Source organism: Blautia massiliensis (ex Durand et al. 2017), assembly GCF_001487165.1.
Lineage (GTDB): Bacteria > Bacillota > Clostridia > Lachnospirales > Lachnospiraceae > Blautia_A > Blautia_A fusiformis.
The window spans coordinates 1,603,995-1,629,456 of sequence record NZ_LN913006.1; the positions used below are offsets into that span (position 1 = coordinate 1,603,995).

General features: G+C 40.9%; 26 protein-coding genes. 4 read left to right on the top strand and 22 right to left on the bottom strand.

Features of this window, described 5'->3' with window-relative positions:
• Positions 1-126 precede the first annotated feature (126 nt).
• The 3 genes from BN3261_RS08410 to BN3261_RS08420 all read right to left on the bottom strand — a co-directional run bounded on the left by BN3261_RS08410 (position 127) and on the right by BN3261_RS08420 (position 3,927).
• Complete coding sequence (locus BN3261_RS08410) at positions 127-999, bottom strand: phosphoribosylaminoimidazolesuccinocarboxamide synthase (protein WP_059086000.1); 873 nt, start codon at positions 997-999, stop codon at positions 127-129.
• 124 nt (positions 1,000-1,123) lie between these two features.
• The gene (locus BN3261_RS08415; RefSeq protein ID WP_021651403.1) at positions 1,124-2,644 is read right to left on the bottom strand and encodes an AAA family ATPase; all 1,521 of its coding nucleotides are present in this window, start codon (positions 2,642-2,644) and stop codon (positions 1,124-1,126) included.
• Positions 2,641-3,927, bottom strand: a complete 1,287-nt coding sequence (locus BN3261_RS08420; RefSeq protein ID WP_021651404.1) for a vWA domain-containing protein — start codon at positions 3,925-3,927, stop codon at positions 2,641-2,643. The genes BN3261_RS08415 and BN3261_RS08420 overlap by 4 nt, the downstream gene beginning before the upstream one ends.
• A 90-nt stretch (positions 3,928-4,017) precedes the next feature.
• Between BN3261_RS08420 and BN3261_RS17700 the strand changes: the two genes are divergently transcribed.
• A complete protein-coding gene (locus tag BN3261_RS17700) occupies positions 4,018-4,215 on the top strand; it encodes a hypothetical protein (RefSeq protein WP_021650727.1) in 198 nt (65 codons plus the stop codon).
• A gap of 208 nt (positions 4,216-4,423) precedes the next feature.
• Positions 4,424-4,954, top strand: coding sequence for an IS630 family transposase (locus BN3261_RS17250; RefSeq protein ID WP_084449127.1), 531 nt, complete (start codon positions 4,424-4,426; stop codon positions 4,952-4,954).
• Between the two features lie 12 nt (positions 4,955-4,966).
• On the opposite strand, the gene BN3261_RS08430 is transcribed toward BN3261_RS17250, so the two are convergent.
• The 15 genes from BN3261_RS08430 to BN3261_RS08495 all read right to left on the bottom strand — a co-directional run bounded on the left by BN3261_RS08430 (position 4,967) and on the right by BN3261_RS08495 (position 22,324).
• Complete coding sequence (locus BN3261_RS08430) at positions 4,967-5,485, bottom strand: AAA family ATPase (RefSeq protein ID WP_021650656.1); 519 nt, start codon at positions 5,483-5,485, stop codon at positions 4,967-4,969.
• 158 nt (positions 5,486-5,643) lie between these two features.
• Complete coding sequence (locus BN3261_RS08435; RefSeq protein WP_021650655.1) at positions 5,644-7,224, bottom strand: glucose-6-phosphate isomerase; 1,581 nt, start codon at positions 7,222-7,224, stop codon at positions 5,644-5,646.
• A 238-nt stretch (positions 7,225-7,462) separates the two neighbouring features.
• Entirely contained in the window at positions 7,463-8,440 is a 978-nt protein-coding gene (locus BN3261_RS08440) for a LacI family DNA-binding transcriptional regulator (protein WP_059086001.1), read from the bottom strand.
• A gap of 152 nt (positions 8,441-8,592) precedes the next feature.
• Positions 8,593-9,522 carry a class II fructose-bisphosphate aldolase gene (locus tag BN3261_RS08445; RefSeq protein WP_021650653.1) on the bottom strand — a complete coding sequence of 310 codons (930 nt, stop codon included), beginning with the start codon at positions 9,520-9,522 and terminating at the stop codon, positions 8,593-8,595.
• Positions 9,523-9,534: 12 nt separating this feature from the next.
• Positions 9,535-10,671, bottom strand: coding sequence for a carbohydrate kinase family protein (locus BN3261_RS08450; protein ID WP_021650652.1), 1,137 nt, complete (start codon positions 10,669-10,671; stop codon positions 9,535-9,537).
• 36 nt (positions 10,672-10,707) lie between these two features.
• The gene (locus BN3261_RS08455; protein WP_021650651.1) at positions 10,708-13,473 is read right to left on the bottom strand and encodes a glucosidase family protein; all 2,766 of its coding nucleotides are present in this window, start codon (positions 13,471-13,473) and stop codon (positions 10,708-10,710) included.
• 34 nt (positions 13,474-13,507) lie between these two features.
• The gene (locus tag BN3261_RS08460; protein WP_021650650.1) at positions 13,508-14,404 is read right to left on the bottom strand and encodes a glycyl-radical enzyme activating protein; all 897 of its coding nucleotides are present in this window, start codon (positions 14,402-14,404) and stop codon (positions 13,508-13,510) included.
• A gap of 8 nt (positions 14,405-14,412) precedes the next feature.
• Complete coding sequence (locus tag BN3261_RS08465; protein ID WP_227589144.1) at positions 14,413-16,647, bottom strand: pyruvate formate lyase family protein; 2,235 nt, start codon at positions 16,645-16,647, stop codon at positions 14,413-14,415.
• Between the two features lie 22 nt (positions 16,648-16,669).
• Positions 16,670-17,695, bottom strand: coding sequence for a zinc-dependent alcohol dehydrogenase (locus BN3261_RS08470; protein WP_021650648.1), 1,026 nt, complete (start codon positions 17,693-17,695; stop codon positions 16,670-16,672).
• Positions 17,696-17,712: 17 nt separating this feature from the next.
• Positions 17,713-18,561: a carbohydrate ABC transporter permease gene (locus BN3261_RS08475; protein ID WP_044960959.1), complete on the bottom strand. Its 849-nt coding sequence runs from the start codon at positions 18,559-18,561 to the stop codon at positions 17,713-17,715.
• Positions 18,562-18,577: 16 nt separating this feature from the next.
• Entirely contained in the window at positions 18,578-19,477 is a 900-nt protein-coding gene (locus tag BN3261_RS08480) for a carbohydrate ABC transporter permease (RefSeq protein ID WP_021650646.1), read from the bottom strand.
• 68 nt (positions 19,478-19,545) lie between these two features.
• Positions 19,546-20,817 carry an ABC transporter substrate-binding protein gene (locus BN3261_RS08485; RefSeq protein ID WP_044960957.1) on the bottom strand — a complete coding sequence of 424 codons (1,272 nt, stop codon included), beginning with the start codon at positions 20,815-20,817 and terminating at the stop codon, positions 19,546-19,548.
• A gap of 297 nt (positions 20,818-21,114) precedes the next feature.
• Complete coding sequence (locus BN3261_RS08490; protein WP_021650644.1) at positions 21,115-21,639, bottom strand: GNAT family N-acetyltransferase; 525 nt, start codon at positions 21,637-21,639, stop codon at positions 21,115-21,117.
• A 225-nt stretch (positions 21,640-21,864) separates the two neighbouring features.
• Complete coding sequence (locus BN3261_RS17705) at positions 21,865-22,026, bottom strand: hypothetical protein (protein WP_021650642.1); 162 nt, start codon at positions 22,024-22,026, stop codon at positions 21,865-21,867.
• A 46-nt stretch (positions 22,027-22,072) separates the two neighbouring features.
• Complete coding sequence (locus BN3261_RS08495; protein ID WP_138270063.1) at positions 22,073-22,324, bottom strand: helix-turn-helix transcriptional regulator; 252 nt, start codon at positions 22,322-22,324, stop codon at positions 22,073-22,075.
• A gap of 188 nt (positions 22,325-22,512) precedes the next feature.
• On the opposite strand from BN3261_RS08495, the gene BN3261_RS17710 reads away from it, so the two are divergent.
• Together BN3261_RS17710 and BN3261_RS17255 are read left to right on the top strand one after the other, a co-directional pair.
• Positions 22,513-22,710, top strand: a complete 198-nt coding sequence (locus BN3261_RS17710; protein WP_021650727.1) for a hypothetical protein — start codon at positions 22,513-22,515, stop codon at positions 22,708-22,710.
• Positions 22,711-22,918: 208 nt separating this feature from the next.
• The gene (locus BN3261_RS17255; protein ID WP_084449127.1) at positions 22,919-23,449 is read left to right on the top strand and encodes an IS630 family transposase; all 531 of its coding nucleotides are present in this window, start codon (positions 22,919-22,921) and stop codon (positions 23,447-23,449) included.
• 35 nt (positions 23,450-23,484) lie between these two features.
• On the opposite strand, the gene BN3261_RS08505 is transcribed toward BN3261_RS17255, so the two are convergent.
• The 4 genes from BN3261_RS08505 to BN3261_RS08520 form a co-directional block, all read right to left on the bottom strand.
• Entirely contained in the window at positions 23,485-23,916 is a 432-nt protein-coding gene (locus BN3261_RS08505; protein WP_015527195.1) for a hypothetical protein, read from the bottom strand.
• Between the two features lie 157 nt (positions 23,917-24,073).
• Entirely contained in the window at positions 24,074-24,733 is a 660-nt protein-coding gene (locus BN3261_RS08510) for an SdpI family protein (protein WP_326929022.1), read from the bottom strand.
• On the bottom strand, positions 24,720-24,998 hold the full coding sequence (locus BN3261_RS08515) for an autorepressor SdpR family transcription factor (protein WP_015527197.1): 279 nt from the start codon (positions 24,996-24,998) through the stop codon (positions 24,720-24,722). Before BN3261_RS08515 ends, BN3261_RS08510 begins: the two co-directional genes overlap by 14 nt.
• A 216-nt stretch (positions 24,999-25,214) precedes the next feature.
• Positions 25,215-25,445, bottom strand: coding sequence for an HPr family phosphocarrier protein (locus BN3261_RS08520; RefSeq protein WP_015527198.1), 231 nt, complete (start codon positions 25,443-25,445; stop codon positions 25,215-25,217).
• Positions 25,446-25,462 lie beyond the last annotated feature (17 nt).

Genomic DNA, 25,462 nt, shown 5'->3' on the forward strand with positions numbered 1-25,462 from the left:
AAATATCCCTCCGTTTTCTTGCAACCGTTTTGTTTTTGTCCTGTTTTATACAGAAAGAAGCCGCCTCGGAATGGGTATCCGAAGCGGCTTGTAAGGTATGTTCTATTTCAGAGCTGCTGTTATTTTTCAGGCCAGTTCTTTTCCTGTAAGCATTTTGTATGCCTGGAGATATTTCTCAATAGTCTTGTCAACGATCTCCTGCGGAAGTGTCCAGTCGTTGTCCGGATTGGCTTTCAGCCAGTCACGTGCAAACTGTTTGTCAAAGGATGGCTGACCATGTCCTGGTTCATAGCCTTCTGCCGGCCAGAAACGGGAGCTGTCCGGTGTCAGCATCTCATCACCGATGACCATGTTTCCGTCCTCATCAAGACCAAACTCGAATTTTGTATCTGCAATGATGATTCCCTTGCTGAGTGCATACTCTGCACATTTTTTGTAAAGAGCAATGGTGTTGTCACGAAGCTTTTCTGCATACTCGCGTCCTTTTCCTGGGAAGTATTTCTCAAGATGATCGATACTCTGCTCAAAGGAAATATTCTCATCGTGATCACCGATCTCAGCCTTGGTAGATGGTGTGTAGATCGGCTCAGGCAGCTTGTCGGATTCCTTCAGTCCCTCCGGAAGCTTGATGCCGCATACAGTGCCGTTCTCCTTATAGCTTGCCCAGCCGCTTCCTGAGATATATCCACGTACGATACACTCGATCGGAAGCATGTTCAGTTTACGGCACATCATGGATTTTCCTTCGAATTTCTCCTGCTGGAAAAACTCCGGCATATCCTTGGTATCTACAGAGATCATGTGGTTCGGAAGAATGTCCTCAGTCATGTCAAACCAGAATTTGGACATCTGGGTCAGTACAGCACCTTTCTTTGTAACTTCGTTATTCAGAATTACGTCAAAGCAGCTGATACGGTCTGTTGCAACCATGATCAGACTGTCTCCATTGTCATAGATCTCACGTACTTTACCTTCTTTGATTGGTTTTAATTCCTGCATGTTCTCACACCTCATCATTCGGTTATTTGATTTTTGTTTTCGACACCGTTACCGTATCACCTCACAAGCCCTCCTGTCAAGATGTCAGGCCCCTTTCAGTCATAAGTATTCGTTAAGGGATCATTCATATTTCTAATAGTGATGCACATTCCTCCTGAAGCTTTTTCTCCTGTTTCCGGTAAAGAAGCTTCTCACTGCAGGCAAAATAAGGATCACAGCCATACTCTCGGATAAAGGCCGCCGCATGGCTGTTCCGGGTCAGTCCGGTGACAAAAAGCACCGTTTCCTGTCCGTCCCCGAAGCATTCCTTCATAAATGCAAATGCCTGTTCCAGCTCCCCGCTGATCTTTTTCGCACAGGCTTTTCTATTCTCCGCCATTTCCGTAAACAGCTGCCGGATCCGTTCAAAGCCAGCCTCTGTTTCTGTGATATGCTCCTTTCGGATAGTAAGGCTGAATTCCTCCAGAGTGCGGATCACAAGCTCTTCTGTAGTCTGCTGATCTGCGGTAAGAAGCTCCGCCTCCAGACGGACAGCCAGACTTTTCTTCTTCATATCTGTAAATTCATCCAGCGCTGTCATGTCCTTTTTATCCTGAAGAAAAGCTTTCAGATGCAGAAGTTCCTGATAAACAGCACCTGTCTCACCATCCATCTTCTCATAGGTCAGAAAACCTCCGTTCAGACCGTCAAGCAGAAGCCCTGTCACAAGGAAGCGTTCCTCAAAGGAAGCTTCCTTCGCCATTTTTACCTTTTTCTGCTGTTCCTCCTCCGGCATCTCTCCGGAAAGCAGACGTTCCAGGCCATAGTCCTCTCCGTACTTCCGGTACAGCTGATAGCTGGCAAAAAAGCTTCTTGCGATCTCCTCTCTGCATAAATACTCCCCGACCAGATTCTCTGTGATCTCCACGCCCAGCTCCTCATAAGCCTTCAGGATCTCAGACAGGTCTTCCCAGCCTCTTGCTGTCACGAAGAATTTCCCGTCCACTGTATTTTCCACAGAATAAAAATGATCCTTTTTCATGCCGAGATAAGCCAGGATCGATCCGTGGATCTCCTTTTTCCAGGCATACTCCATCCACACCTCAAGATCTGCCTCGATATCCATCCTCCGCACACGGTCCAGTGTTACAATATCAAACTCCCGGACCGATTTATTATATTCCGGAGGATTTCCTGCTGCCGCGATCAGCCATCCTTCCGGCACACTGTGGCTTCCGAAGGTCTTGTTCTGAAGGAACTGCAGCATGGTAGGCGCAAGTGTCTCGGAGACACAGTTGATTTCATCGATAAACAGGATTCCCTCCTTCTTTCCGGTACGTTCCATACAATCATACACAGAAGCAATGATCTCGCTTAAGGTATACTCTGTGATGCTGACCTCTTTTCCGTTGTAGCACCGGGTCACGATCCTTGGCAGTCCTACCGCACTCTGTCTTGTATGATGGGTAATGGTATAGGCTACCAGACCTACATTACATTCCTCTGCCACCTGCTCCATGATCGCTGTTTTCCCGATTCCGGGAGGCCCCATAAGCAGGACGGGACGCTGCCGGAGTTTGGGAAATGTGTAGCGTCCGGCTGCATCCTTCCGGTTGTAAGCCAGTAAGGTATGTTTGATCTCTTCTTTTGCCTCTTTTATGTTCATGTTCTGTAACGCACTCCTTCCTGTTCTGCCACAAGCCGGATCGCCCAGGGCGGAACAAGCTCCATTTTTTCTGTTTTATGTAAAAATACAAAGGCCGTTTCATAATCCGGTTTGCTTCCGGGATATATCCCATCCCCGTCTGTAAAATAGATCAGAGCCTTAAGACTGCGGATTTCTTTTTTCTCCTGCTGCTCCTTCACATACCGGAACACCGGCCGGAAATCTGTTCCGCCCCGGCCCTGTATGGTGATATTTTTGCTGTATTCCTTCCATTCTTCCTCGGAATGGATCACCTTAACATCCTGGATACAGCAGTCACACTGGATCAGGTACACCTTCATTTTATGGAAAAAATTCTCTTTTTCACTGAGAATGGAATACGTTTCTCCAAGGAATCTCCGCACAGTCTCTCCATCACAGGAGCCGGAAGTATCAATGGCGATCACCAGCTCCTCCAGACGGTTCACTTCCTTATATTCCAGCGGCTCGATCAGCGGAAGATTTCCATAATGCTCCATCCCGTAATTATAAAAAATATAATCAAAGCTTTCCGTATCCAGCTCCACCTCTTCCCGCAGCACAGAAAACTGACGGAGAAATTTTTTGTAATCGTATCTTCCGGATCTTACCGTTCCTGCCTCTTCCTTCTGGTCCCCTTTCTGACTTCCCCGCCGTTTCCGGTGATCCTGACGGTTTGCGGCAGTATAGGAAAGAAGCTTGTTCCATTTTTCCTTTGTTCTTTTTCCTTTTTCTCCTGTGCAGGCATCCCATAGTGAGTGATCATCAAAATGGAACGCTTCTTCCATCTCTTCCAATCGAAATGGAAATACCTGATCTTTCAGTTTCTGGCAGATCTTTTCTGCGGAATCCGCGCCGTTTCCAAGCATATGGAAAACTTTTTTCCGGATTTTTTTTTCATTTCCACCTGTCTCCAGAACCGGGATCTTTTCTCTGGAAATGATCTGTTCCACCGCAATATCACAGGCTAGGTTCCATAAACGTCTGTCTTCCTGATTTTCCCGAAAAAGATGCAGATACAGGCAGTGCAGCAACATATGCAAATACCCTCGTCGCACTGCCTCCGGCTTTTTCACATAAAGTTCCAGCAGATATTCCGGAGAAAAAAGGAAGAACTCTCCGTCTGTTCCAATGGTTCTGGTCTCTTCCGAACCCTTCCCGGAAATGCAGGCAAAAGCACCGTCCAGATATGGAAAATAGTAGTACAGTTCGTTCCTCACATTTTCCAGGATATGTATTCCCAGTTCTTCCTGATTCCGGTCCACCGAATCCGCCTCCTGTCCTTCTGATCAAACTATAGCACTCCAAAAAAATACTGCACACTCTTGACAACAGGACTATGATAGAGTCAAGAGGTGATTATTATATTACATGATGAAACACGTAAACTACTTATTGAAGCTTGGAATAAAACGCACAATGCAAAAGAAATCCCAGAGTGTTTTTCTGTGAATACCAGTACTGTTTACCGCCTGGAAAAACAAATGCGTGAAACAGGTTCTGTAAAAACAAGAACATCACAGAGAGGACGTAAACATGCCCTGACACCGTAAGATATCCAAAATATTGACCGGGTGGTTCAGCAGGAACCAGATATCACAATTGATGAAATCATCGATAAACTTGGTCTGCATGTTTGTAATGAAACAGTCCGCAAGGCAGTTATTAAACTCGGGTATTCTTACAAGAAAAAATCTCTTCATACCTCAGAGCAGGAGCGTCCCCGATGTCAGGGAAAAACGCAGAAACTGGAAAAAACATATGTCGGAGAGAGACATAAATCATCTGGTCTTTCTGGACGAAAGCGGAGTAAACATCAATATGACGCGACATTATGCCAGAGCATGGAAAAACCGGAGAGCAGTAGATAAAACTCCACTCAACACGCCCTGCAATACAACCGTTCTTTCTTCCATACGTCTGAATGGAGACTGTGCCTATACAGTCTATCAGGGAGGAACTACTGCAGAGCGGTTTGCAGAATACCTGAAAACAAAGTTGCTGCCGACGCTTTCAGAAGCAGACATTATCGTTATGGATAATATGCGTTCCCATCATGCAAAAGTGGTGAAACAGCTACTGGACAGCTCAAAAGTAACCTATCTGTATTTACCCCCGTATAGTCCGGATCTGAATCCGATTGAAAAGATGTGGTCAAAACTCAAAGCATTTTTAAGGAAAGAAAAGATACGGATTGCATCGGAATTACCATCAGCTATTTCAAAAGGATTTTTAACAATTCGTCCAAAGGACTGCATAGGGTGGTTTCATTCGTGTAATTATGTGCAATAATTTATTGGATTGCTATAATAATGTAGAAAGCCTCTTAAGAGAAGAAACTAAACTGTCAATATTGGAGGCTGTTACAAAGTCTCCTTCTTTTACATTCGTATATCCAGAATATAGTGCTTTTTCATCTTCTGTCAGTTTCGAACTGTCTTTCAGGAAAGAAAATCGCAAAACTTCCATACCTATGATATTTGCCAGGCCCTTACATGCAGCCTCAAAAGACTGACCTTCTACACCTTTCAGACTGATGAAAATGACAGGAAACTGCCCCATATAAGTCTCACACAGTTCTTTTTCTTTTGAAATATTCAGACTCTGAAACAGGTTTTTATCACAGCCGATTTCAAAAAATGATTTAAGCATATTCATATTAAGGCTTTTTCCGAAACGACGTGGACGAGTAAAAAGATTCACTTCACCCCAGTTTCTCAACAAATCTGCAATCATCTCGGTCTTATCCACATAGTAAAAATCTTCTCTTATCAACTTTTCAAAATCATCCACACCAATGGGAAGTTTTTTTCCATATACCATGATCCTGCTCCTTTCAAAAGATTATTACATATATCTTATCATTTGACCTGTTTAATGGCAAGTTACAAGGTGATTTTCCACGTGTAAAACACAAGCCCTCCACCTACAATTTGTAAGCGAAGGGCTTGTATTATTTCATGATTGATCTAACTTTCAAATCAGATATTCAGCAGATCGCTGAATACTTTCAGTGCTCCATCTGTCTCATGTGCAAGAACACGTTTTGCAAGAACTTTACCAAGCTGAACACCTTCCTGGTCAAAGCTGTTCAGGTTCCACAGGAATCCCTGGAACATTACTTTGTTTTCAAAGTGTGCAAGGAGTGCACCAAGGCTTGCAGGATTTACCTGATCACCAATGATGATGCTTGACGGACGTCCACCTTCAAAGTTCTTATTGCTGTTTTCATCAGATTTACCACATGCAAATGCAACGATCTGAGCTGCAACGTTAGCGCAGAGTTTCTGCTGGCTTGTGCTGTCCTGGATCACTACATCTGTGCCCATCTGGTTATTTCTGTATCCGATGAACTGAAGCGGTACGATATCAGTTCCCTGATGAAGAAGCTGATAGAAAGAATGCTGTCCGTTTGTTCCTGGTTCTCCAAAGATTACCGGTCCTGTTACATAATTTACAGGATCACCGAAACGGTTTACAGATTTTCCGTTAGATTCCATATCAAGCTGCTGCAGATGTGCAGGGAAGCGGCTGAGTGCCTGTGAATATGGAAGAACTGCTGTGCTTGGATATCCAAGGATGTTTCTTTCATATACGCCGATCAGCGCATCCAGCATAGCCGGGTTCTGCATAACATCTTCGTTTTTAGCAAGTTTATCTTCTTCTGCTGCACCTTCAAGGAATTCTGCAAATACTTCCGGTCCGAATGCCAGAGATAATACAGCACCGCCAACTGCAGATGTGGAAGAATAACGTCCACCGATATAATCATCCATGAAAAATGCTGCAAGATAATCATCACTCTTAGCAAGTGGAGAAGTCTCACTTGTAACAGCGATCATATGCTTGGAAGCATCCAGTCCTGCATTTTTAAGAGCATCTTTTACGAAGGATTCATTTGTCAGTGTTTCAAGAGTTGTACCTGATTTAGATACCAGTACGAAAATGGAATGTGCAACATCAATAGAATTCAGGACTGCTGCTGCATCATCAGGATCTACATTGCTGATGAATCTGGCTTCCATTTTAAATTTGTCATTTTTCTTTGCCCAGTTCTCAAGTGCAAGGTACATTGCACGCGGACCAAGGTCACTTCCGCCGATACCGATCTGAACAACAGTTGTGAATTTTTCTCCTGCTGCGTTTGTAATCTCACCTGCATGTACTTTATTGGCAAAGTCAGCAATCTTCTGCTGCTGTTCTACATAGAAAGCACGTTTGTCAACGCCGTCAGCTGTAACAGTATCACCAAGCTGGCCACGTGTCAGCTGATAAAGAACGAGACGTTTCTCACCTGTATTGATCATTTCGCCATTGTAGAGAGCTGCGTATTTTTCAGTAAGCTGTGCTTCTTTTGCAAGCTTTTTGAGACCTTCAAGTACGTCGTCATCTACCTGTTTTGCAGCATAGTTATATGCAAGACCAGCAGCCATCGGTACGCTGTATTTTTTAACACGTTCTGCACCATTTTCTCCGGTCATAGCTTCTACAAGGTTTACTTTCTTTACATTTGAAAGTTCTTTGAAAGATTCAAGAGTATCCAGGTTGTTCCAGGTACTCATAATAAGATTCCTCCTTAAAATTAGATGTTCCCGCTGTTTTCAGGATTCGTTTCAATCTCTTTGATTATAATATCAAATGAAGGTAAATTCAAGTCTGCAAACGGAGGTGTGGATATTCTCTCTATAAAATCAACGCCCTTTTTCCCTCATCTGGATCGTACACCTTAAAAAAATTACAGAGAAAGCTCCTACAATGCCATTCAACACTATAGGAACTTTCTCTGTAATTTTTTTTATTCTATTCTGTCGTTTGCCCTTTCACCAGACAAACATCCTTCAAAATAATATCTTCATGTAATTTTGCACCATTTATTTTCTTTAATAATACATCTACCAATGTATCTGCCAATTCTTTTATTGGCTGTGAAACATAAGTCATTGACGGATAACTTATCTTTGCAATCAGCGTTCCATCATATCCTACTGCTTTAAATTCATCAGGAATACACATTCCCCTCTCACCTGCACATTTTAACGCATTCATAATGATCAAATCTTCCGAAAACATTGCATCCATTTCCGGATATTCATCAAAAAGTTTATTCATTTGCTGATGATATTCTTCTGTTCTTTGTTTTGTATTCCAGATATAATCGATACATTTTACACCATTTTTCTTCAATGTTTCTGAAAAAAACCTATGACGATTAATAGAAGGAGATTTATCTGTTACAACAGCCGTTACATTTAAAACGCATTTGCAGTCATTCTTTATAATTTCATTTGCAGCCAGCAAACCACCCTTATTATGGTCAGAATAGATGGTTGGAATCTCTTCCGCAACTCGATAATCAAGTGCCACAATAGGAAGATCCAGATTCTGATATTCGGACTCTGCTAACATATGCGTTCCAAGAATAATACCATCTACCATATTTTCTCTCATCATTTTTATATAATCTCTTTCTTTATCTTCCGTATCTCCGGTATTACATAAAAAAAGTTTATAATGATGTTTATAAAGTTTTTTTTCGATGTATTTCGTTATTTCCGCCCAAAAAGGATGCGAGCTGTCAGGCACGATCAGACTAATATAATAAGATTTTTGTCTAAAAAGGTTTCTAGCAATCTGATTTGGGACATAATCAAGCTGATCAATTGCTTTATATACACTTTCGTATGTATCCTGTGATATATACCCTTTATTATTCAATACTCTTGAAACAGTTGTTACAGAAACTCCAGCCAGTTTGGCCACATCTTTAATATTTGCCATTCAATCCTCCGTGATTTTACAGATTCGCTTGTTTCTTTATATTATAACTATTTATTCATGTATTTCGCAAGCCAAACTCTACTTTTGCACACAAAATCTTCAAAATGCTCTAGTCAACCTCTTATTCTGTTTCTGCTCGGATCAATAATACCCTATTTTCCAACAATTTCTTTGAGAACACCCTGAACAACAGCTTTTACAAGTTCATCCTGGGATGGCTGGTCTAATACACCTTTTCCATTGCTTGAGAAAAGTATCATCTTCTTCATGGTTTCCTGTTTAACAGCCTCAACTGCCGCCGGAATCAAATCAATGATACCTTTATTCATACTTTCAAATTTGCGGAATTCAGCCTCTACTGCTGCCACATTGATATCCGTAAAAATATTGATCTTGCTTATACCTTCCTGAATCGCACGTTTGAAGTCGTTGTCTGTAAGTCCGGAACCGCCATGCAGAACAAGCGGTACATCTACTGTATGAGCAATGGTATTAATTCTCTCAAAATCAAGCTTTGGAGGCAACTTATATGCCCCGTGGGCAGTTCCTACTGCAATTGCAAGAGCATCCACACCTGTTTTGTCAACAAAGTCTTTTGCCATCCTCGGATCTGTATAGAAATCAGCCGGATTGATATGGGCGCTTCCCTCTGCAGAATCCGGGTTGTCACCTACATGTCCGAGTTCGCCCTCGATGGTTGCTCCATAAGAATGCGCGATGTCTGCCATTTCTTTAACTTTTCTTACATTATCTTCATAAGAATCTGTAGAGCAGTCATACATAATGGATGAGAATCCAAGTTCCAGAGCTTTCAGGCATGTTTCTTTCTTAAGGCCATGATCCAGATGAATAACTACCGGAACATTTGCTTTCTTAGCCATAGGAATAAGATAATAGGAAACCTCTTCCAGTGGTCCGTATGGAAGAAGTACTTCCGCAGTTCCCATGATAACCGGTGACTGAGAATTTTCTGCTGCTGCAATGATTCCTCGCGCCAGTTCCAGGTTTACCGCATTAAATAGTCCTACTGCATATTTTCCCTTTTTTGCCGGATAAAGCACATCATTCATATTAACTAACATTTTTTCTACCTCTTACTTTCTTTTTTCCCAACCTGCGGCAATCTTCTTCTGTACTTCATCAAGTGGAATGATTCCACTGAGCGCATCATAGGTCTGTACACAGAGCGCTCCGGTCGCTGTTGCAAGATGAAGAGCATCCTCCCAGCTTTTGCCTTCCAGGATAGCACTTAAGAATGCAGCAATCGTCGTATCTCCGGCGCCTGTTCCAGATGCGACTTTGTCTTTTTCTACGAAATAACTCTTCTCAAAAGCTTCTTTGACTGCCCATGTCTCCGCAATCTCTTCTCCGATTCCACCACCAATCTTCAGAAGCTGTTCCTTGGCTGCTGTGCGAAAATAGATGCCCGGTGTACCACATTTGATCAGGATAACTTTTGCACCATAGGAGAGAAGCTTATCTGCCAGTGGCCTGATATCTTTTTCAACATCAAGGAAGTTCGTTACATCTGAACCATTTGCCCTTTCGTTCCATTCATGATAACGGTCACGGTCCAGCATAATGCAGAGTTCTTCAACACTCGGCACAAAGAAATCAATGTACGGAATCACAGATTTCAGAACTTCGTTCCAATCCTGGGTACCTGCTTCTGTACTTTCTTCAAACATTGCCATATCAACAGAGATTGCAACTCCCTGTTCATGAACAGCCTTTAAAAGACGAACCAGTTCTTTGCCGCCATCAATATACATCTTCCGCATCAGCGATGGATAGCCAAAATGGAACAGATTTGCTCCTTTTACCTTTTCCAGATCGATATCATCCAGAGTAAATGTATCATTAGCACCTGAGCAGTGAAGGAAGATCCTGTCAATGCCTGCCGGTGCAAGGATTACAGAATAAGAAGTTCCGACTCCTTTTCTTACAATCATGCTCTCCGGAGATGCACCATATTTTTCCAGTTCGTTGAGAACCATCTGACCAAATGCATCATCTCCGACCATTCCCATTAGTTCTACATCTGCGCCAAGACGTTTCATGCCAACACCTGTGTTGGATACCGATCCGCCAAGACTTACTTTGGCCGCATCCATTGCGATTAGTTGCCCCGGTCTGAAAAGGTCTTTGATGTTTTTTTCTTCCTTGCTCTTAAAAGCCGGTGTAATATCCAGACAGATATGTCCGGCTGCAATTGCTTTCTTTATGCTCATGTTCTATCCTCACAGTTATTTCTTACCATACCGATTTTATTCAGTTTCATAAGCATATATATCCACCTTATGCTCTCCTGTCATTTCCTTGCCAAAGGAACCTTCCACCAGATTTCCATCCATTTTTACTGTATAGCTGTCACCATGCCCATGTATCTCAAATACAAATTTTGCATTCTGATATGGAACAGAATCAAGTACTGCTCCCTCAAATTCATCCAAAATACATGGATGTATCTGAATTCCCTGTTCACTATAACGTATTCCAAAAATTCCATTAACAATAAATCCAATAAAACCTGCCGCATGCCATGGCAGGTGCGGCCATCTCCACGCTCTTCCTGTATCAACATCCATTACTTCATGAAAAGATTTATTCAGGAGCACATTTCTCACCTGTGCATAAATAAGTTTTTTCAGAAACTCTTTATTTCCACTTTCACCAGCTGCCTCTGATAACCCAAGCGTCCATGATACCCAGCATGCTCTCCAGAAATGGTTTTTTTCTTTGCGGAACGGATACCAGTTAATTCCAAACTCAGAAAATGCCTCTGGATTACTTTCGATTGTCTTCAAAAACAGATTTCTCTGTCTCTCAGTTGCAATACCAAATCGTGGCCACAAAACCATTTCTGCCCCAGTCGTCTCCCACCAGCCTTTTTCGTATGCTTCACTTCCTATTGGTCCACTTGTAAAGCATTCTTTTTCTTCATTCCAGTATTTTTCCTTTATGGATGCAAGCATTTCCTTCGAACGACTTTCCCAGAACTTAATTCTCTCCGGATAGCATCCTGTCACCTCACATATTCTGGCGACATCCTGATACATCAGGGCAAATGCAATTTCTGTTCCAAGACAGTATCCGCCATTCTCCGGTTCTTCAAAAGCATCCTGCGCAAGACACATGGTTGCATGAACCAGCTGCATTTCTTCATCATAACGTGCATCCGCTTCTTCTGCATATTTTATAATTCCAGGTAACATTTCATACAAAAGCTGGATATCTCCAGTTGTTATATAATGATCCCATGCTGCAATCGCCGGCATGGCAGCACAGTCAACACCATTATTAAATCCATGTTCAGAAATATAGGATAACGACTCCCTGGCTTCATCCGGTGCAAGTAGATTCTGACATCGAAATGCTGCATGGCAGGTATCTCTTACCCAACTTCCAAAACCTTCTCCTTCTCTTTGAAAAACAGCCGCATTCATCAGACCTTCTTGTCCTGGCAAGGCATACTTTTTATTTCTGTTCTGACACATAATATCTGTTGCAAGCGAAAATGCTGCATTTATGACGTTATGCTCTGTATGTAATTTCGGGTAGGCTGAATCTTCCGGTGCGTCCCAACGCTCGGTTCGGTTCTGGATTCTTGTCATGTCTCCCCACGGAGTATCTCTCCAGCAGAATTCTTCCACCGCGCGTACAGGTGATAAAACTATTTTTCCACCACGCAGTGCCCATGCTGCAGGTTCTCCATAAATACGATCTTCTACACATTTCTCATATATTGTGTAAGATTCAGATTTAAACAACGGCTGTCCTTTTTCTTCCTGTTCGATCAGCCTTCTGTTTTCTTCTTCATATCTCGTAGATCTTAAACCCCATATATTCAGACAAATGACAGAGGCTGTTTTTCCATTCGTATGGATTTCAAAATACGGGTCCGCATTATATTGCAGATAAAATGATGGATTATTGATATTTTCCACCTGCTCACTTCGAATCTTATAATCTTCTTTTTTCGGTCCATTATCCTGTACTATGAGCATTGCATTCTTTCTGTCTGCATATAATTCCTGAATTGCCATGTCCCTGTAGAAATGCAGATACAGTCTTCCTTTTTCCGTTGGAATTTTCATTTTATATCCCTGACAGTTCAGTGTCTGATCTAATGCCTTCCAGACCCACTTCACTCCACACAGCTCAAACTCAATTTCCGGTTCCTGTCCGACAAACATCTCCAGTTCTACCTCACAGGCCTTTGTCTGAATATCAGATAAAATATTTTCAGGTGCCAGAAGTCGGACTTCCGGCCATACGTCTGGTCCCTGACGAAATCTCATGAGAAATTCAAACTTTTTATCAATATGCTCATTATGCCACTGTCTAACCCACACTCGCAGATTATCCATCTGTGCAGCTGGCTTTATCTGTTCTCCTGAAAAAACGGATGGAATACTGATTGCATTAGATGATGCAACACCTTCACACGTTTTTTTCGCAGTCTGACCTAGAATCCAGATTTTTCCATCTTCTTCAAATTCTATTTGTTTTTCGACATCTCCAATCCATTTATCTGATTTCCGGCAGTTGATTTCAATTTCTTCTAACTCATTCTCCTCGGATTTCCAGTGCAGCAGATCCTTGCTTACAAGTCTCATAGCTGTTTGATTTTCTTCATTTCCTGTCAGTGAACATGGATCGGTTACACAATCTAAAACCCACTGTTCTCCTGCTTTTTTTACACTGTTCAGTTCCCGGATACATCCGGTTGGCGGCATATAATGAATGACAGACTTAGACAGTTCTCTTCTTCTCTGTTTTTCCGGATCATCAGAAAGTTCTATTGCATTGATCCATCTGCTCGCCGGACCTTCTGCCTGAATATCGTCCCCGAAAAAATCTTTCAGGGGATATGCCATCCAATAGTCCACTCTTGTCTTAGATACTTTCATCTGAATAGTTTCTTTTTTTCCAGTACTGTCTGAAATAGTTATAATACATGGATCTGCATTCTCTTCATAAGGAATGCGCAACCAGTTTTCTTCGTGCTTTTTCAGAAAATGCTTTTTCATTTCTGTCTCTGTTCCTTTCTGTTAGCAATCTTCTTTATTCCACTACGTCAATCTTTTTACTTCTGTAAACTTCTTTCAACAGCTCCAGCTGTTTTTCATCAGGTGCTTCAAACATCTGCTGATTCACTCCGACATGTTTTGCTTTTTCAACTCCAAAATCATGATACGGCAAAAATTCCACACTCTTGATGTTTCTTCCAAGAGCTGCAAAAAAATCTGCTGTTGCAACAGCATTTTCTATCTCATCATTGATTCCTTTTATAATTGGAAGCCTGATCATGATCGGTCTGTAATTCACCAGTTTTTTCAGATTCTCTTTGATCAGGGTATTTTCTGTTCCTGTATATTCTTTATGTTTTTCATTGTCAAACATCTTAAAATCTACAAGAAACAGATCTGCACATTCTGTCATTCTGTGTATCACTTTCCAAGGAAAAGCAAGTGCTGTTTCAAAAGCAACTGAAATATGCTCTTTCTGAAGTCTGTTGCACAAATCATATAGAATCTCTGCCTGCATCATTGGTTCTCCACCGGAAAAAGTAACACCACCTTCTGAAATTTCATAGAGTCTTCTGTCTCTGAGCAAAAGTTCCGATAATTCTTCAGCAGAATAATAACTTCCTACGATTTCCAATGCTTCTGTGCAGCAAATTTCCACACACTTTCCACACACAGTACAAAGAGTTCTTTCATAAATATGCTGCCCGTTTTGTATCTGTTGTGCTCCTGAGGGACAGATTTCAATACACTGACCACAGCCAATACATTTATTTTCCGTATAACTCAGTATACTTTCCTTTTTCCATGTCTCCGGGTTGTGACACCATTTGCACCGCAAATTACATCCCTGTAAAAATACAGTTGTCCGTATTCCCGGTCCGTCATGCAGAGAAAAGTTCTGTATCTGACTTACCAGTAATTTTTGCTTCATTTTACCGCTTACCTCTGTGTACGCTGAATTACCTCATTCTGCATTTCCGCAGTCAATGTATGGAAATATGCACTGTATCCACACACTCTTACTACAATATTTTTATGTGTTTCCGGATTTTTCTGTGCCTCTAAAAGTGCATTCCTGCTGATAACATTAAAATCCATAATGCTTCCGCCATTTTCACAGAAGGCCCGCATCACACTTGCAAACAATGACGGCTGCGGAGTTTTATACATCAGTGGAATGTCCATATAAATAACTGCCCCACCCGGATATTTCGTGTAATCCATTGTTTTTATTGCATCAAGTAATGCTGCAATATTGATGTTTTCTGTACTTTCACTTGGGTTAACGCCTCGTGAGAGAGCACTTTCACTTTTTCGTCCATCGGCCGTTGCAATCGTTACATTTTTAAACCAGTTATAAGAATAAAAAGCAAATAATGACGGCTCAAATTTTCCGCCTCTGTAATTTGCCTGTCCTCCAAGACATTCAGCCAGATCATCCATAACCTTTTTTCCAAATTCTGTAGCATCTTTATCCTTGCAGAATTTTGGGACTTTATGAAGCAAATATTGTCGAAGGATCTCATCATCTCTGAAGTCTTCTTTCATCGCTTTAAGCAGGTGACCAAATGTCGTAATCTTATCTTCATATACTGCCTTCTTTATCGCATATAACGAATCAATTACTGTCCCTGCACCCGCAGCAGCAAAATTATCTGTATTATAGACAGCACCGCCTTCTGAGACATCTTTTGCCGTCTCAGTACATGATGGCATAGTTGCAGAAAAGAACAACGACGGATTTATTATTTTCCACCATGAACCATATTCGTTATATTTTTTCACAAAGAAATTCAGTTCATTTCTATAATTTTCAATTACAATATGATAGAATTCTTCAAAATCGCTCGCATTCGCAGCTGGAATAAATTTAAATCCATCCCTTTTAAATACGTCATTCCAGTACTCTGGATATAAGGATCCATTTAACATCTGCACAAGATTAAGATAGGTATATGCTCTGCTGTTGACTTCATTAGAAAGACAGATTTCCTGGCAGCCACCTGCGACATAAAGTCGACAGTCTTCCAGACTTTTTCCCTGCTTCTGATTTGCTGGAATTATCACATCATCATTAAAGACAGACAGCACATTCAGACCCATTCCTGCCAATTCACCAACCTGCATCAGAAATTCATCCGGATGCTTTGCCGATATTCTCACCTGTAGTTTCGGATTTGCAAAATGATATTTTTTATAACTGTTTATGATCATCCTGCTTATGTCATTATAAACAATATTGCCATTTTTATCACATCCGCCTATAATAATATCTGCATTTGTGCCCCCTGGCAGGTCTGCTTCAAGATCCCATCTTGCATCTGTCATTGATACAAAACAGTCAACCAGTTCCTGCGCCTCATCCGGCGTTATTCGATTATTTTTCAAATCTCTTTCATAATAACTAATCAGGATTCTGTCCAAATGGCCAATCACAGCAAATCCAAGACCATCTAACGCATTGCACATCTCACGCGTAAACCAGATTGCACACATTGCTTCATAAAATGTTTCTGCCGGTTCAGATGGAATTCGGCGTGCCGTAACAGCAATCATTTTAAGTGCCTTTACATGTTCCTCATCGTGTTCTGTTTTCAGCATTTCCTCCGCTTTTTCTGCAAATCTTTCAGAAATTTTTTGCAGACTTCGGCATACATCGACCATACATTTTAAAAAATCCTGCTGATGATCTGTAAGATTTTTCTCTTCCAGACGCATCATTGCATGTCTGATTATTCCTGATAGACCATATTTCAACACAGTTTCACAATTTGCATAGTGATGCGCCGCATCCATAAACTGTGGTCCGTTCATGACACCATATTTTCCGTAGTATCCACTCCATTCTCCATATTCATCTACAAAATCTGGGTATTGCTTCATTAGCCAACATCCAATGCCTGGCTGTGGCGGGAACGATGCCGTAACACTGTTCTGTTCTCTTCCTGTATCAATTTCTGCATAAAACGGACTGGATGGAAAAAGAATCACTTCAGCATCCCTGGCTGCAATTCTGTAGATCCATGTTTTTTTCTGAAAAGAGCTTGCCTTTGGATTTTCTTTCTGGAGGCGGTCCAGTTCTTCTTCCATTCTGGAAACATCGGTTGGATAATTAGAATATACCTCTTTGGTCTCTTTAAAATATTCTTCTTTATTGAATCGATAACCTGCCATCATGCGTTCCTCCTGAGTTGCCTTAAAAATTTAAAACTACCTTCAATGCAGTTCTGTCTTTTACTGCCTGAAATCCTTTTTCATAATCATCTATTGAAAATCTATGTGTCACAAATAAATCGATGTCTATTTTCCCATCCATAATCGCATCACAAACCGGCTTATGTACTTCTGCTTCTACCTCAGGCACCGGCCACTGCACATACTGAATATTGAAATTCCTGAGTTCCGGTAATGGTACATTCAGATTTTCTCCGCTTTTTAAGCCATATACAGCAATTGTCCCTGTCTCTTTAATATAGTCCAGACACTGCGTGATTGTCTGATTTGATCCAATCGTATCTATACAGATATCGGACTTTCTGTCAAACAGATCAGAAGCTTTTTTCTTTTCTTCTTCGTCTTTGTTAAGAAATGTACCTGCTGCTCCCAGTTTTTCTGCTGTTTCCAGCTTGTCTCTGTGATTTCCCAGGACATAAATCTCCTGAATTCCCATCAGTTTTGCACAGCTTAGAAAAGCAAGCGCAACCGGTCCGTCTCCGAGTATGACCATCTTCTTTTTATCTTCAACGCCGATTCTTTTTAATGCACTGTATGTTTCCTTTAAAGTTATCAGCATAGAAGCAGCTTCTGCCTGCATTCCTTCCGGGCACACCTGCTGTGTAATTCCAAGATTAATATCTTTTACATCGGCCTGGTCTGCCATGGCTGCTTTATAATCTTTTACAATTCCATATTCAGCAAATCCGCCCCAAGCGCTGGAAAATTTCTCATTATCCGGTTGTCCTGCCCTGACTACAAGATCTCCCACTTTAAAAGAAGTAACTTTTTTGCCAATTTTAACAACTCTTCCTGCATCTTCGTGTCCTAAAACCGCCGGATATCTCGTTACTTCTCTGACTTTTCCTCCAATAACTCCCAGATCCGTTCCGTTACAGATCATACAGCATTCATTTTTTACCAGTGCTTCATACTCTCCGATCTCCGGAATCGGAAGCTTTTCTTCCAGGTACAGTTTATTGTCTTCTGTTACCACTAAACCTTTCATAACTGATCTCCTTTTTACTATTTAATGCCGGTTGCAGCTACAGACTGCATAAAATATTTCTGGAATGCAAAAAACAGAATCAGAACAGGAATCATTCCAATCACGATAACACCCATGATCAGATTCCATGTCGGCTGTTTGATTACAGATGCGCCACAGATTGAACTTATTCCCAATGTTACTGTCCATTTGCCTTCACTTCTGACGGATAACAACATCCAGATCAGATTATTCCACGCAGAAATAAATGTATAAATTCCTAATGTTGTCATACTTGATTTCGTATTTGGCAGTAAGATCTTCCAGAATATCTGGAAATGATTTGCTCCATCAATTTTTGCTGCTTCATCCAGTTGCTTCGGTATTCCCATATAAAACTGGCGCATAAGAAATGTTCCAAACGGAATGGACCATGCTACCTGCGGAAGTATCATCCCCATATATGTATCCAGCATATTGAGATTTCTACACAGATTATAAGACGGAATCAGTCTTACAGTAATCGGAATCATCATCGTTGACAAATAAAGAATAAAAACAATATTTCTGCCTTTGAACTCAAGTCTGGTAAATACATATGCAGCTAAACTACAGAGGAAAATAGTAAGTGCGGTCACTGCTATCGCAACAATAAATGAATTAAAAAAGCACTTGGGAAAATCCAGCAGCTGCCATGCTTTTGTAAAATTCTCCCATTGCGCTGCTTTCGGCAAAATTCTTCCAACACTTGTTGCAAGATCTGTATCCGATTTCAATGCAGTAGATAATATATAAACAAATGGAAACAGCATGATTACTACAAATGCAGCTATAATTACCCAGATTAAGCTGTCTCCCAGAATTTTATTTCTTAATTTTCTGGTCATAATCTCTTCTCCCTTCTCAATCTTTGTCACTTGTCAACTTTAACTGTACAACCGAAATAATAATCGAAAGAATAAAGATAAATACTGCCATTGTACAGGAATATCCCATTTTCAAAGATGAGAAAGCAGTCTTATATAATGTCAGCCCAGTTAAATACGTACTTGTTCCAGGTCCACCATTTGTCATCGTATAAACAAGATCAAATTCCTGGAACGTACCGATTACACACATGAGAATAATATATGTAAGAACTGGTTTCAGCTGCGGCAATGTAATATAAACAAATTTATGCCATGCATTTGCACCGTCCAGATCTGCCGCTTCAAAAAATTCCTGCGAAATTTCCAGACGTCCTGCAACAACCATAACCATGTAATATCCTGCCCATCTCCAGATTGTTACGATTGCCATAGAACCCAGTGCAATCTTGCCATCTGTCAGCCAGCCAATTTTTTCGAATCCCAATACACTCAGGAAGTTATTGATAACACCATAATTCGTTCCCATCAGATATCTCCATGCAACACCGGTTGCAACCAGAGAAAGTGCACATGGTAAAAAGAAACTGCCTCTGATAAATTTCGAAATAACTTCACTTTTATTATTTGCAAACAACACAAGTTCACACATAATGATAGAAAAAATGACAATTGGCGGAACATTCATCAGGATATACTTGATCGTGTTGCCCAGACTTGTCCACCAGAGTTTATCTTTCAGCAGATTTTGATAATTCTCTAATCCTGTAAATATCTTACCTTTTAATGGATTCCAGTCATAAAATGACATGTGGATGGAATCTACCATTGGCCAAAATACAAACAATCCCAGCAAAATCAGGGACGGCAACAGAAACAAAACAGCAATCCGCCAGTCTCCTTTTTTACGTTTTACTACTGTTTTTGCGTTACTCACATGAATCCCTCCTAGTTAAATCCAAGGGATGATACAGAGTATTTTCCATATCATCCTTTTATTCTTAGTTACTGAGCAAGTAAACCATTTAACTGATCTGCCATGCTATCCAGCGTACTCTTGATATCAGCATCATTATGCCAGATTTCATCAAAATACTGTCCAATGATCGTCTGCTGGTCTGCAAATGTTTCTGTAAGGTCAATATATCCTGCATATTTCAGTCCTGTATTAAACAATTTCATATCATGGTTTTCGTCAAACATAGATACGGAAAGATCTGCCTGAGACTTTCTTACTGCAATCTGTGGAGATGTATTATCTTCAAGATATAATGCAAGCCCCTCTTCGCTGGTCAGATATTTAATAAACTTTTCTGCTGCTTCCGGGTTTTCACAGCTGCTTGAAATGCCAATACCATTCAGGAAAAGTACTTCTGCCTGTGTACCATCATTTGCACGTGGCGCATTCATTGCTTTCCAGTTTACATCGTCCTGAAGATATGTTGAATTCCAGAGAGCCACACGACACATAGCAATCTGACCCGCATTAAATTTTGTAATCAGTGCATCATAACCGTCTCCCAGTTTTTCTATTGCCGGCACATAACCTTCATCTACAAGACTCTTGACATATTCGAAAGCCGCAACGGTTTCATCTGAATTCCATCCACAGGTTTCATCATCATTCAAGTAGCTTCCACCAGCTTCTGTAATCCATGGATACATAGTATCGATTGCGGAAGACAGATCATTGATAATTGTCGGATATTCGATTCCAAGTTCATCTTTGTGTTCCATTAATGTTTTACATGCATCTGTAAACTCATCCCATGTAAATCCATCTTCCGGAACTTCAATTCCACACTTGTCAAACATATCGACGTTGTAAACCCATCCATAATTTCCTCCGTCCAATGGAAGTGAATACCAGTCACCATCATATGTACAATAGTTTTCTGCAGCATCCCAGAAATCATCAAATTTATATTCTGTATCTGCTTTCAGTGCATCTACATCGAATTTCTGTAATGCCCCGGCATTTGCAAGAATCTGTGTAGTTCCTGTATTACAGTTGATAAGATCCGGAAGGTCACCCGCTGTAGCTTCTGTCAAAATTTTAGTTGCATAATCTGATACTTCTTCAAAATTAATTTCAATATCCGGATTTTCCTTTTCAAAAGCTTCGACAACTTTCTGATATTTATCATAGCTGTCATAGCTCTGCCAGTTTAATGTAATTTTATCCCCGGAATCTCCCTTGGCAGCCATTACATCCACCCCACTACCAACTGGTACCATACATGCTGTTAATGCAAGTGCAATTACCTTTTTCTTCATTTTGTTCTCCCTTCGTATTGTGACTTTTTCCATATGTCAACCGGTTTCATATTGTTTGTTTTTTTTAATATATCATTTAATTTTTATTTTGTAAATATGCTTTTTTCATTTCATGCATTATGTATGGTTTTATCAAATTATTTTTGTATATTATTCACAATTTCGCGGTTTTTAAAGAATATAAAAAGCCCCTACAATGCCTTTCGACACCATAGGAGCTTTCTCAGCAATTTCTCTTTATTCTATTTTTTACATTGATTGCCATTATGATTTTCCTTTTTATTTCGTAAGCTAAAATCAGTTCAGAATACTATCCATCTCATGCCAGGCTTCTCCGCCCCACACAGAATCGCCGATCCCATGGTCTTTAAAGCCAAATTTCTTATACATCTCAACCTTATCCGGGAGGCAGGTCAGGATCAGCTTCTTTCTTCCCCTGGCGCGCTCTCTTTCCTTATATTGTTCCATCAGTTTTCTTGCCAGCCCCTGGTGTTGGTACTCTGGGAGCACATCCAGCCCAAGAAGCATAATGTTTACGCCCTCCGGATCATGTAGATTCGCATCTGTAAAAAAGTCATCTGTCAGATGTTCTCTGTCTGTTGCAAGTCCGTTAAGAAAACCTGCAATCTTGCCTGTCTCCCGATCCACAACAACCAGAAAAAGATCCGATGCTTTTTTTATTCGTGACTCCATATGTTCATAAGTACACGCTTCATTTGGCGGAAAACAGATGCTTTCAATCTCTGCAGCCTGTTCAATTTCATCCTTATGAATGTTTCTGAATTCATATTTTTCATGTATTACTTTGCTGTTCTGTTTCATCAATCCCTCTCCTGCTCATGACAGGTCAATACTGTTATGCTGATCACCTGCTACTATTTTAATATCTGTTTTACATTGTAACATATTTTGTCCCTCACCACATGTAAATAATACCAGCCGACTGGATTACTTCCTGATTTACTTCTCTCAAAAGATCCACTATCTGTTTATCTGATAGTCCATTTAGTTCTATGTCTGAAGATTCTTCTTTCATAGTTTCTTCATCTAGTCAAGCATGTCCTTCATCTTATCATATGATCTCTGACGGTCTGCCAGCGCCTCCTCCAATGAAACATTCTGGTATACATCTTTGACCTGCTCTTTCGTCCAGATATCACCCATTTTACCTGTTTCTCTGATAAAGTTGTTTATTTCCTTATCTTTCATGCTTTCCTTCTCCTTTACTTATTCTTTTTTATAAGTATAGTTCTTTTTAATTCTCTTTGTATTCACGATTCGTGAAGTCTTCTTCCATCAATTTTTCCATTTCGACATGATAACGCTGTGCTATCGCATATGCCGTTATAAGATCCGGGAGACGTTCTCCGCTTTCATAATTAGCAATAGTTGTAGAACCATAACCAATGCTCTCCCCCAGTTCTGCCTGAGTCTCATTATGACTGATTCGCAGTCTTCGTATGTTTTCTCCTATTATTTTGTTCCATGTTTTTTTCTGTTTTTCCATAATATAAGCCCTTTCTGCACTTTGTTTTTTCTTACGTGCATAAAAGGACTTGTATTTTTCGCGTACCACCTGTAGAGGAAAGGGGCTGTCTTTCCGACAGCCCCAGTTCAATACTCACAATATTTTCTTATAGCACTCCAAAAAAATACTGCACACTCTTGACAACAGGACTATGATAGAGTCAAGAGGTGATTATTATATTACATGATGAAACACGTAAACTACTTATTGAAGCTTGGAATAAAACGCACAATGCAAAAGAAATCCCAGAGTGTTTTTCTGTGAATACCAGTACTGTTTACCGCCTGGAAAAACAAATGCGTGAAACAGGTTCTGTAAAAACAAGAACATCACAGAGAGGACGTAAACATGCCCTGACACCGTAAGATATCCAAAATATTGACCGGGTGGTTCAGCAGGAACCAGATATCACAATTGATGAAATCATCGATAAACTTGGTCTGCATGTTTGTAATGAAACAGTCCGCAAGGCAGTTATTAAACTCGGGTATTCTTACAAGAAAAAATCTCTTCATACCTCAGAGCAGGAGCGTCCCCGATGTCAGGGAAAAACGCAGAAACTGGAAAAAACATATGTCGGAGAGAGACATAAATCATCTGGTCTTTCTGGACGAAAGCGGAGTAAACATCAATATGACGCGACATTATGCCAGAGCATGGAAAAACCGGAGAGCAGTAGATAAAACTCCACTCAACACGCCCTGCAATACAACCGTTCTTTCTTCCATACGTCTGAATGGAGACTGTGCCTATACAGTCTATCAGGGAGGAACTACTGCAGAGCGGTTTGCAGAATACCTGAAAACAAAGTTGCTGCCGACGCTTTCAGAAGCAGACATTATCGTTATGGATAATATGCGTTCCCATCATGCAAAAGTGGTGAAACAGCTACTGGACAGCTCAAAAGTAACCTATCTGTATTTACCCCCGTATAGTCCGGATCTGAATCCGATTGAAAAGATGTGGTCAAAACTCAAAGCATTTTTAAGGAAAGAAAAGATACGGATTGCATCGGAATTACCATCAGCTATTTCAAAAGGATTTTTAACAATTCGTCCAAAGGACTGCATAGGGTGGTTTCATTCGTGTAATTATGTGCAATAATTTATTGGATTGCTATAGTTTTTCACCAGATTTATTTACAATTCAAATTCCTTCTCTTTAAATCCATAATTTGCTTTTTTCAAATGGAGAAGTCCCATCAGCGCTGCAGGTCTCCTCCACTCTTCAGCCAGTTTCAGGAACACCTCCAGCTCCTGTTCCCCAAACCATTCGTTCTCATAAAGCTTCTCGATCTTTTCCCAGTCATCTTCCAGGATCAGGCGTTCCACAGCCGGACGGATCCTTTTCTTAAGATATGCTCCATAATGCGCGCGTTCCTCTTCCTCCACACCTTCCTCCAGAAAATATCCCCGCAGGGCAACTGCCAGCCGCAGCGGCTCCTGCTTGGTACTTCCGAATTTCCGGTAAAGATGAATGGCCTCTTCTTTGGCATCCTCGTTCTCCGCCCGCATTTCAAGAGCAGTGGCAGCAACTTCCACATCTTTTTGAAAACGGCTTAATTCTGTCATAATGATCCCTCCTGTCTGCTGTCTGTTTATAGTGTTCGAGAAAATGCTTTTGTATGACATTATCATATCACGTACCGCTTTGTTTGAACATTATTTTTTGATAAAAAAGAAGCCGCCACTGCCTTTTTTCTGACAGTGACGGTCCGAAATTATTTTCTCAGATTCCCTTTTTATAAAGAATAAATGAATAGATCATTGGCACAAGGATGACCAGCAAAATTACCGCAAAAACAATTTCCGTTTTCAGGAGCAGCGAATTCATAAGAAAAAGCAGCCCTGACAGGATCAGTATCCAGCCTGTCATACGGTTGGTACGGTTCCAGTTCTCCTCGCTGTTCAAGGTCCAGGGAAGCTTCATTCCCACTGTATAATTCTGTTTCACCTTATGAACGTAATTTCCGAGAATGATAAACATGATCCCCACCATGATATTCACAATCACACCTATATCAATGTCCATACCCAGAGCAAGACCATAGATTGACATGCAGGTGATCACAGACACCACCGGAACCAGCCACAGGACCATGGTAAAAATACGCCTGTTGATATTTTTTCTCTTTGGATCATTGGCTGTAAAAAACACGCAAAACAAATGGATCAGCAAAAGCAGAAATGGAATTCCAAAAACTGCCATCGGCTTGCTGCTCCAGCCGTTGGCCACATTGTGCTGATCAAAATGTGTTGCGATCTTCTCCGGCAGACGGTTCCACAGCAGGATCCCTGCCAGTGACGGTGAGATCGTAAGGATACTCCCGGAGATCAGGGACATTTTATATTCCTTCAGAAACTCTTTTCTTTCTTCACCTTTCATCATTCTTTCCCCCTTTCAGATCACTGAGCCACAGAAGCAGCTCCTCTACAACTGTGGTATTCAGTTCATAATACACGAAATTCTTCACCTTCGTTTCCCACACAAGATCTGCTTTCTTCAAAATTTTCAGATGATAGGATATGGTTGCACCCGTCATGTCAAAATGTCCTCCGATCTCACCGGCTGACATTTTCCCGTTTTTCAGAAGCTGCAGGATTTCTCTCCGCACAGGATCCGAAAGTGCCTTGAAGGTTTCCGCAAACGCCATCGTGTATGTCTTCCTCCTTTCAGATAGTATTTAGAAATATTTCTAAATAGAATATAGCATTTTCGAATTTCCCAGTCAATAAGTATTTAGATTTTTTTCTAAATACTTACATTTGTCATCTATAAAAAAATGAGGATACCGATCATCGCCTCTGCGATCTTACGATATCCTCATTCACCATCGATCAACCATTATTTATTTTTTCCCCTCTTAAACCTACCTCATGCAAAAACCAAGACTGGATGTGATCTCCGGCGCAAGCTCCGGCACATGTGCACAAAAGTCCATCTCTCTTCCAAGGCCAATGGATGCAACTCCAAGAATGGATTTGCCATTTACCGTTCTGCTTCCCCTTTTCAGATCCACTGCAAACGGAAAATGCTCCGTCACATCAAGAAAACGGTTCACTTCATCCATGCTCTCAAACTGTACTTTTTTTACTGTCATCGTTTTTTTCACCTCTT

Excerpts from the sequence above, each read along its gene's own strand:
- BN3261_RS08410 (WP_059086000.1), bottom strand. The coding sequence starts at position 999 with ATGCAGGAATTAAAACCAATCAAAGAAGGTAAAGTACGTGAGATCTAT.
- BN3261_RS08415 (WP_021651403.1), bottom strand. The coding sequence starts at position 2,644 with ATGAACATAAAAGAGGCAAAAGAAGAGATCAAACATACCTTACTGGCT.
- BN3261_RS17250 (WP_084449127.1), top strand. The coding sequence starts at position 4,424 with ATGTCGGAGAGAGACATAAATCATCTGGTCTTTCTGGACGAAAGCGGA.
- BN3261_RS08430 (WP_021650656.1), bottom strand. The coding sequence starts at position 5,485 with ATGGTATATGGAAAAAAACTTCCCATTGGTGTGGATGATTTTGAAAAG.
- BN3261_RS08435 (WP_021650655.1), bottom strand. The coding sequence starts at position 7,224 with ATGAGTACCTGGAACAACCTGGATACTCTTGAATCTTTCAAAGAACTT.
- BN3261_RS08440 (WP_059086001.1), bottom strand. The coding sequence starts at position 8,440 with ATGGCAAATATTAAAGATGTGGCCAAACTGGCTGGAGTTTCTGTAACA.
- BN3261_RS08445 (WP_021650653.1), bottom strand. The coding sequence starts at position 9,522 with ATGTTAGTTAATATGAATGATGTGCTTTATCCGGCAAAAAAGGGAAAA.
- BN3261_RS08450 (WP_021650652.1), bottom strand. The coding sequence starts at position 10,671 with ATGAGCATAAAGAAAGCAATTGCAGCCGGACATATCTGTCTGGATATT.
- BN3261_RS08455 (WP_021650651.1), bottom strand. The coding sequence starts at position 13,473 with ATGAAAAAGCATTTTCTGAAAAAGCACGAAGAAAACTGGTTGCGCATT.
- BN3261_RS08460 (WP_021650650.1), bottom strand. The coding sequence starts at position 14,404 with ATGAAGCAAAAATTACTGGTAAGTCAGATACAGAACTTTTCTCTGCAT.
- BN3261_RS08465 (WP_227589144.1), bottom strand. The coding sequence starts at position 16,647 with ATGGCAGGTTATCGATTCAATAAAGAAGAATATTTTAAAGAGACCAAA.
- BN3261_RS08470 (WP_021650648.1), bottom strand. The coding sequence starts at position 17,695 with ATGAAAGGTTTAGTGGTAACAGAAGACAATAAACTGTACCTGGAAGAA.
- BN3261_RS08475 (WP_044960959.1), bottom strand. The coding sequence starts at position 18,561 with ATGACCAGAAAATTAAGAAATAAAATTCTGGGAGACAGCTTAATCTGG.
- BN3261_RS08485 (WP_044960957.1), bottom strand. The coding sequence starts at position 20,817 with ATGAAGAAAAAGGTAATTGCACTTGCATTAACAGCATGTATGGTACCA.
- BN3261_RS08490 (WP_021650644.1), bottom strand. The coding sequence starts at position 21,639 with ATGAAACAGAACAGCAAAGTAATACATGAAAAATATGAATTCAGAAAC.
- BN3261_RS17705 (WP_021650642.1), bottom strand. The coding sequence starts at position 22,026 with ATGAAAGATAAGGAAATAAACAACTTTATCAGAGAAACAGGTAAAATG.
- BN3261_RS08495 (WP_138270063.1), bottom strand. The coding sequence starts at position 22,324 with ATGGAAAAACAGAAAAAAACATGGAACAAAATAATAGGAGAAAACATA.
- BN3261_RS17255 (WP_084449127.1), top strand. The coding sequence starts at position 22,919 with ATGTCGGAGAGAGACATAAATCATCTGGTCTTTCTGGACGAAAGCGGA.
- BN3261_RS08505 (WP_015527195.1), bottom strand. The coding sequence starts at position 23,916 with ATGACAGAATTAAGCCGTTTTCAAAAAGATGTGGAAGTTGCTGCCACT.
- BN3261_RS08510 (WP_326929022.1), bottom strand. The coding sequence starts at position 24,733 with ATGATGAAAGGTGAAGAAAGAAAAGAGTTTCTGAAGGAATATAAAATG.
- BN3261_RS08515 (WP_015527197.1), bottom strand. The coding sequence starts at position 24,998 with ATGGCGTTTGCGGAAACCTTCAAGGCACTTTCGGATCCTGTGCGGAGA.
- BN3261_RS08520 (WP_015527198.1), bottom strand. The coding sequence starts at position 25,445 with ATGACAGTAAAAAAAGTACAGTTTGAGAGCATGGATGAAGTGAACCGT.